This is a genomic window from Scytonema sp. PCC 10023, from assembly GCF_963920835.1.
Classification (GTDB): domain Bacteria; phylum Cyanobacteriota; class Cyanobacteriia; order Cyanobacteriales; family Nostocaceae; genus Kalymmatonema.
On record NZ_CAWUDP010000040.1, the window covers coordinates 81,549 to 89,205 of the forward strand.

A 7,657-nucleotide genomic window follows, 5' to 3' on the forward strand; every position below is an offset into this window, starting at 1 on the left:
CTTGATAACTTCAAATACGATGAGTGACACTTTGTATCGGTCTAACAAAGTTTTTAAATTTATTCATGAGTTTAATTCGATTTTGTAGTTCGATACCGAAATCAAAAATTATTCGATATCCATCCACACAGGCTATCCATTGGTCCTCATCAAATTGATGAGCATCAATATTGTGCATTCCGGTTTTATTCCAACCAGAACCACTTGCTTTGAGAATTGGATTTTTTACAACTTCTTTTTCTTGGTAAGTTGTCGTTGTCAACTCGGTTATTTCAAAGACTCGAACTTTATTTCCGTAGAACTTTTCATCATCCTGAGTATATCTGAAAATTTTTTCATCCCTGACTATAACTCTACCTCCCGGTCTTGCTATATTTATATTGCCCTCTATGACAGGGCTTTTAGGATGTTCAATCCAAGTTCCCATTAGATCATTAGCATAATATAGACGTAGAATATCGCTCTTTGGTGATGTACTAAACATCCACCACATACCTTTGTAATTAAATACGGAAGAATCTACATAATCTGCACCATCAAGTAAAGTTTTTACAAATGACCATTTTGTTGGAAAATCAACTGCTTTGTACAAGCGAACAGAATTGGCTTCATAACTCTCAGGAATCATGTAATACTCATTCTGATATTTGAAGACATACGGGTAAGACAAGTGAAAAGGCTCATCAAGTACAATTTGTTGGTAACTCCAGTTGAAACCATCATGACTAATTGCTAGCCCTATATCTCCTTTGTTATCACGACCATTCAGCACTTCAAAAAACATATACCAAGTGCCATTTTCCCGTACCATAAATGGATCGGCAACAAAGTGTGCTGGTACATCGGTTACATCCTTGGCACTCAAAACTGGATTGCTAATATTTTTGGGTGAATCAAAATTAATAGGAGATTCACCTATATAAATTCCAATAGACCAATCCATTCTTCTTCTTACAAAAGTTCTTACTAAGTTCTTGGCAACTTTAAAATATCTCCATTTTCCTACAGAAACCCCATCTTCTAACTGTAGGGCAGTATTTCTTTGATGAAATGTGTTCTTCATTTTTTCCTGTCAATTTTTAAAAGTTCGTTCATGCATGATAAAGACAGCAAGCCGAGCAACTACTCTTTTTGATGAGAATTATGCCCCTTTTAGTTTTACTGCCATTCCATTGACATTTGGGGTTGCCGTGACAACACTATGTTTTGAATCATTTGCTAATACATTATTTTGAAAGGATTCAGATTTGTATCCGGTCACCAATTGCCCAAGCAAAAACTTAATGGTACTGACCTCATTATCAGCTGCTGCTTGACACAAAGCTTCCACAATACCAACCAGATTTTCGGAAATAATGCGACTAGCATTTTTCACAACAAATAATTTTTCATGTTCGGTTCGTTCGTACTCTTCTCCTGGAATAAACAGCTCCTCAAATAACTTTTCGCCTGGTCGCAACCCTGTAAACACAAGGTCAATATCTTTGTTGACTTGATATCCCGAAAGGCGAATAAGTTCCTTTGCCAAGTCAACAATTTTAACCGGCTCGCCCATATTCAGCATTAACACTTCACCACCGCGACTAAGTACCGCAGCTTGCAAAACAAGTTGAACTGCCTCCGGAATGGTCATGAAATAACGACAGATTTCAGGATGGGTAACAGTGACTGGACCACCCGCAGCAATTTGTTTTTTGAAGGTGGGAACAACGCTACCGCGACTGCCCAGAACGTTGCCAAAACGCACCGTAACATAGGGATTACCGCTTTGTTTTGCAGCTTGTAGGACCAACATTTCAGCGACTCTCTTGCTAGCCCCCATAACATTGGTAGGGTTAACAGCTTTGTCTGTGGAAATCATCACGAAATGTTTAACGTTGTATTGCAGCGCCAGTTCCAGCAAATTTTTTGTTCCAACGACATTGTTAGTGATTGCTTCTGATGGATTTAATTCCATGAGAGGGACATGTTTATGAGCTGCAGCGTGGAAAATCACCTCAGGTTGAAATTGCTCAAAAGCATGTTTTAAGCGCTCCTGAAAGCGAATATCAGCAATGAAGCCAGTAATACGAGGGGCCTGTCTTTGTCCTTTGCTATCGTTTGTGAGTGCTTGAGCAACTTGTTCTAGTTCTTGTTGGATATTAAATACAGAATTTTCTCCATGTCCCACAAGAATCATGGCTGCAGGGCAACATTTGAAGATTTGACGGCAAAGTTCGCTACCAATTGACCCACCTGCACCTGTAATGAGTACTTTTTTGCCTTGGAGAAATTGGGAAACTCGCTCAATATCCGTCTGTACGGGTTCGCGTCTGAGCAAATCTTCAATCCGTACATCGCGTATACTGTCAACCCGCACACGACCATTGAGGATTTCATGTATCCCTGGTAAAGTGCAAGTTTGAATTCCAGTTGCGTTACAGATATCTACGATTTCCCGAATGACTTGTCCAGCAACCGAAGTCATCGCAATGATAACTTTATGAATCTCGAGAGATTTCACAACATCAGGAATTTCGTAGCGATCGCCTACTACAGGAATACCCCGAATACGTGCGTGTAATTTTTTGGGATCATCGTCAATGAAAGCAACAGGATTAAAACCCAGTTGGGGATTTCTCTGCATATCTTCCACTAACGAAGCCCCTGCACTACCTGCACCAACTATAAGCACGCGTTGCGGTAAACCCAATGCTGCACGTTGCTGGCTAACTCTTTCTACAACCCTAATGCTGAAACGCAGTGTCACTATGAAAATAAACGAAAGTATTCCATCAATAAGTGGCAGCAATTGCGGTACTTTATCGACCACTACGTGTATGTAAACCAGAACATTAAAGAATAAAGTTTGGATGGCGATCGCAATTGCCATCAGTGTGGCTACATATATCAGTTCTTCAATACTGGCATAGCGCCAGTAACGCCTGTATAAACCAAAACTCCAAAATATGCCTAGTTTGACAAATAAAAACAGTATAGTTACCAGCGTTAGCTCCGATGAATAGAAGGCAATATCAAGTCTGCCATCTAAACGCAAAAGCAGAGCTAATAATGGTGTTATGGAAAAAACAATGATATCAAAAATGAATAAATGGCGGTTTCTTAGTTTTAGAAGAGTGCTCAATAAAACATTCTTCGATTTTTGCTCGAGGCTGTCAGAAGTCATAAATCACGCTTTGTAGTCATTTTAGACAGGTAAAAACATTCATATCTTGCATATACCTAATACCCTGCCCTAAAGTAAATTTCCTTTCGGGAAGCCGCTTTATAGACATCTACAGGCAAATTGCTTGCTTCAAGTTAAAAGTGGCTAAAAGACTTATCGTCCATAGCAGCTTTTAACCCGTTTTAATAGGTTTCAGTGCCCATCCCAAACTTTAGTTTTGGGCTTGGTGCAAGATATAAGCAACAGATTCTAGCCGTGAAAGTCAAACTTGCTATAGGGTTAAGTGCTGGCATCAGCCGTGTAAATCTTTGAAAATTCTAGATTTACAAAAATTTTTAACGCTAGGGGCACTCAAATGGTAGATTTTGCTTTTACGCCTGTCACAAACGCGAGTTATACTAGCACAGCGTGTTCGTGGCATCTATAAGATTCCCTTTTTTTATAGAAAAAGGAGAACGTAGAACTATAGAATTTTTAACCGTTACACTTTGTAACGGGATAACTTTAGCATCTTTCAGTAGCTACGCAATTTCCACACACACATAATGCTTCTAAAGCATTTGAGCTACTGAGAAAAGAGATCTATCTACTTGTCTACTACTTAATAACCCTGGTCTACAATGGTCTTACAAATAAGATTCACAAACTAAAGTATGTTGTGATACATAATAATCTATACTAAACTTCCAACACTTACAATCACTGTCAACAACACTTTAATGAAAACTCAAATTTAATCACCGTGGATTTTACGTAGGAGTTGCCTGAAATGTAGATAAATTGGGCATTTTATGTAGAAAATAACGTGTTCTTTTACTCAAGCATATGTAAAAATTGTATAAAGTGAAAGCCTGAAATAGGGGTATTCACTGATAAAAACACTTTAAAACAGCTAGCCATTTTACACCCTTGAGGTGTAGGATGGCTAGCCGCATAAGTTATCTATCAAAAATGAGCTTGCAATTGCTTGCTACTAAACCTTTGCTTCCAAAGACTTGAGCAATTCGGTATTCACACCAGACTCACGCGTTAAAGCAATTTTGCCAGTGCGAGCTATTTCTCTGAGACCAAATTTTTGCAGCACTTGTACAATTGCCACCATTTTACCTGGATCTCCCACAACTTCTAGGGTAAGAGAATCTTCTGCCACGTCTACAACTCTAGCGCGGAAAATTTGAGAGATTTCGACAATTTCTGAACGGGTACTGCTGGTTGCATTCACCTTAAGCAACATCAATTCTCGTTCTACGCAAGGAGTTTCGGTAATGTCCTGCACTTTCAAAACGTTGATCAGCTTGTATAATTGCTTGGTGAGTTGTTCAATAACGCGGTCATCGCCAGGGACAACCATTGTAATCCGAGAAATTCCTGGTTGCTCAGCAGGACCAACCGCAAGGCTTTCGATGTTGAAGCCGCGACGGGCAAATAAGCTAGAAATACGGGAAAGAACTCCCGCTTCATCTTCTACAAGCACTGATAAGGTATGTTTCATCGTCGCCAACACAGGCTAGAGGGAGGAAGTTATGAATAACAGAGATAAGCTAATGTATTTTTAACTTGTATGCAAACAGGCGGGCAAGATGCCCACTCCACAAGACATCTGTCTCAATGCAATATGCAAATTAAATGTTTGTTAGCTTATGGTAGTCGTGCTACACATACTGCTGCACAAGATTGGAATGTAACCCCTTATTGTAGCGGATATGGTGATTGGAATCGAAATAAGTCGTCTTGGGTATTACAGTTAAAAAGCATTTCTGGATCTGGCAAAGGTAATGCTTGCACGGGATGTTGCTTCAGCCAGTGCTGAAATGACCGCCCCCCTTGGTTGATATACTGAATTAAACTTGGTAAACAGCGACGGCGGTAGAAACCACACAGTGGTTCCCATCCTTTAGTATGATGAACTAGAGCAGCGATCGCCTCATCTTCCACACCATCCAGCACCGCCGCCCATTCTTGCAACACCTCAACGCGCAACTTTGGTAAATCGCAAGCCAGCAGCAACACCCAATCTGTTTGCACATACGCCAGTGCTTGGGCAAATCCAATAAGTGGTCCATGCGGTAATGATTCGCCGCTCGTTTCACTAGACAAAGGCACTTCGCGGATAAACTGAACTGTGGGTGATAACAAGTGTTGATAACGTTCCTGCCAGGGAGTGACGACGTAAACCGTATCAGCACAACTTGCAGCAATTTGACAAACCAACTGCAATAGCGGTACGCCTTGAATGGGAATCAATGCTTTATCCCGTCCCATGCGAGAACTCTTTCCGCCTGCTAAGACTATGGCAGTTAAGTGATTAGTCATGAGTCATAAGTTCGTAGTGAGGACTTTAGTCCTCTTTTATCAAAGCAAGTAGTGTAAGGTGGGCACTGCCACTAAAACGCGGATATAATAGGGGGGATCTGATTCGCAGTACCCACCCTACGTGTGTTTCTGGTAACTGTTAATCGAAAATGCTCTAAATTGTATCCGGGTCAATGTTTAATTCTCGCAATTTAGCAGCTAACCTTTCAGCTTTACTCAGTGCTAATTCTTTTTGTTGACGTTCAGATTCAGCCTCTTCTTCTGGCGTTGGAACTAACTGTCCTGATGGTGTGAAAAATCGCAATAAACCTTGATGAATTCCTAGATATAAATCTAGTTGCTGACTCCACAAATGCCCTTGATGATTTGCTTCTAAAGGTTCATACTTGCCATCTACTAAATGAAAACCAGCAAATTCTAATGTATATGGATCGAACCAAAAGTAATCGGGGGTGCGGAAGGTGTTTTGGTAAAGTTTTTTCTTAAGTTCTTTATCAGTATTAGCAGTTGATTCTGAAAGAATTTCTAGAATAAAATTAGGATATTTACCTTCTTCTTCCCAGACTACCCAACTTTTGCGGGTTTTGCGTTCTGTGTCTAGCACGACGAAAAAATCTGGTCCCCGGAAGTCTTCTGATTTGCGTTTGCTGAGACTGTAATAAATAGTCAGATTGCCAGCAGCGTAAAAATCAGTCCTGTCTCGCCACAACCACTTTAGACATTTAAGTAAGAGCATTATTTGCTCTAGATGTAGTTCAGTTTCCAAGGGAGGTTCGTCACTATATAAATCACCTGGGGGAAGGATAACATCTTCTGGGATGTCTTGGGCAAGGTCTATTTCTTTGGCGAGGGACATGGCTTGTATGGTATCAGGTATTTATGGGTTTATTTTAACGTTGTCATGCTGGGGGGTTTTTAATTGCGATCGCCCCAATTTTGTCGAATCAGTAAAAATAAAATTTTTGTAGGGTGTGTTAGGCGCACCCTTTCGATATGATTTGTTACGAAAACATGACGGGAGCGCCTAACGCACCGCCACATAACATGGTGCGTTACGGCTTTAGCCGTAACGCACCCTACTTAAAATTTACTGTCAATTGTTATCGCCCCAATTTTGTCGAATCAGTTGTGTTAAATGGATACGAACTTTCGTTTCAAAGTCATACTTATTTTTGTAGTCCCAAGATAAGCCTTCTTCCGGAAAGCGCTCCTTGAAGTCAAGAACTTTGCCCCACTGCTCTGTTTCTTCCCTTGACTTCGGTTTATACCTTTTCTCACAAAAGTAGAACATAATCTGAGGACTACGGCGCTTTTTCCAAGATTCATAAGCACATTGAAATTCATGTTCTGTACCAGTTTGACCATCTTTGGTTGGTGTGCCAAATCGCTTCCAAAAAATTCCTATTAAGATATCGCAATTTGCAATATCTAATATAGGGTCAATCAAACCTTGTGGTCCCTCTGGATGAAATCCTGGGTAGGTATCTGTCTCCCACCGGGAAAGTTCTAGGATTAAACGCTTGTCTGCAGCAATACCACGATTTAATTCATCAATTATATTGGGTAGAATATCTCTCTCAGGCTTCACATCATTAGGTGATGCCACAACAACTCGTAAAACACGTTTTTGTTCCATTGATTGATTCTTATTTTCGGGAGCGTTTATTGTTGCTTCTGATTGTATTAAGGTTGGGTCGTAGTATCGAGCACGTTCTTGAATTGAAGAGATAGTATCTAATAAGTTTAAATCTTTTGGGTTGGATAAAATTTTCTTAATATCAGGTATAATTGAAGGCTCTCCAATTTTTTCTAATATATTTGCCGCACTATAACGCACATCAGAATCTTCATCTTCTAGGAGTTTAATTAACTGTGGAACTGCCGTTGATGATTTGATTTCTCCTAGGGCTAATGCCGCACTATAACGCACATAAGAATCTTCATGTTCTAGGAGTTTAATTAACTGTGGAACTGCCGTTGATGATTTGATTTGTCCTAGGGCATCTGCCGCTCTAGAACGCACATAAGAATCTTCATCTTCTAGGAGTTTAATTAACTGTGGAACTGCCGTTGATGATTTGATTTGTCCTAGGGCATCTGCCGCTCTAGAACGCACATAAGAATCTTCATCTTCTAGGAGTTTAATTAACTGTGGAACTGCCGTTGATGATTTGATTT

Annotated in this window: 6 protein-coding genes; all 6 read right to left on the reverse strand. The window is 40.2% G+C overall.

Features of this window, described 5'->3' with window-relative positions; translation table 11 throughout:
* Positions 1-10: 10 nt before the first annotated feature.
* Positions 11-1,063, reverse strand: a complete 1,053-nt coding sequence (locus ACM0OZ_RS23630; protein ID WP_414585252.1) for a hypothetical protein — start codon at positions 1,061-1,063, stop codon at positions 11-13.
* 78 nt (positions 1,064-1,141) lie between these two features.
* Positions 1,142-3,166 (reverse strand): polysaccharide biosynthesis protein, encoded by a 2,025-nt coding sequence (locus ACM0OZ_RS23635; RefSeq protein ID WP_414585253.1) that lies wholly within the window; start codon positions 3,164-3,166, stop codon positions 1,142-1,144.
* 973 nt (positions 3,167-4,139) lie between these two features.
* Positions 4,140-4,658 (reverse strand): acetolactate synthase small subunit, encoded by a 519-nt coding sequence (gene ilvN / locus ACM0OZ_RS23640; protein WP_041040884.1) that lies wholly within the window; start codon positions 4,656-4,658, stop codon positions 4,140-4,142.
* A gap of 197 nt (positions 4,659-4,855) precedes the next feature.
* Positions 4,856-5,479: a molybdenum cofactor guanylyltransferase gene (locus ACM0OZ_RS23645; protein ID WP_414585254.1), complete on the reverse strand. Its 624-nt coding sequence runs from the start codon at positions 5,477-5,479 to the stop codon at positions 4,856-4,858.
* A gap of 154 nt (positions 5,480-5,633) precedes the next feature.
* A complete protein-coding gene (locus tag ACM0OZ_RS23650) occupies positions 5,634-6,335 on the reverse strand; it encodes a Uma2 family endonuclease (RefSeq protein WP_414585255.1) in 702 nt (233 codons plus the stop codon).
* A gap of 237 nt (positions 6,336-6,572) precedes the next feature.
* A partial coding sequence (locus ACM0OZ_RS23655; protein ID WP_414585256.1) for a HEAT repeat domain-containing protein occupies positions 6,573-7,657 on the reverse strand: 1,085 nt, incomplete at its 5' end.

Excerpts from the sequence above, each read along its gene's own strand:
- ACM0OZ_RS23635 (WP_414585253.1), bottom strand. The coding sequence starts at position 3,166 with ATGACTTCTGACAGCCTCGAGCAAAAATCGAAGAATGTTTTATTGAGC.
- ACM0OZ_RS23650 (WP_414585255.1), bottom strand. The coding sequence starts at position 6,335 with ATGTCCCTCGCCAAAGAAATAGACCTTGCCCAAGACATCCCAGAAGAT.
- ilvN (WP_041040884.1), bottom strand. The coding sequence starts at position 4,658 with ATGAAACATACCTTATCAGTGCTTGTAGAAGATGAAGCGGGAGTTCTT.
- ACM0OZ_RS23630 (WP_414585252.1), bottom strand. The coding sequence starts at position 1,063 with ATGAAGAACACATTTCATCAAAGAAATACTGCCCTACAGTTAGAAGAT.
- ACM0OZ_RS23645 (WP_414585254.1), bottom strand. The coding sequence starts at position 5,479 with ATGACTAATCACTTAACTGCCATAGTCTTAGCAGGCGGAAAGAGTTCT.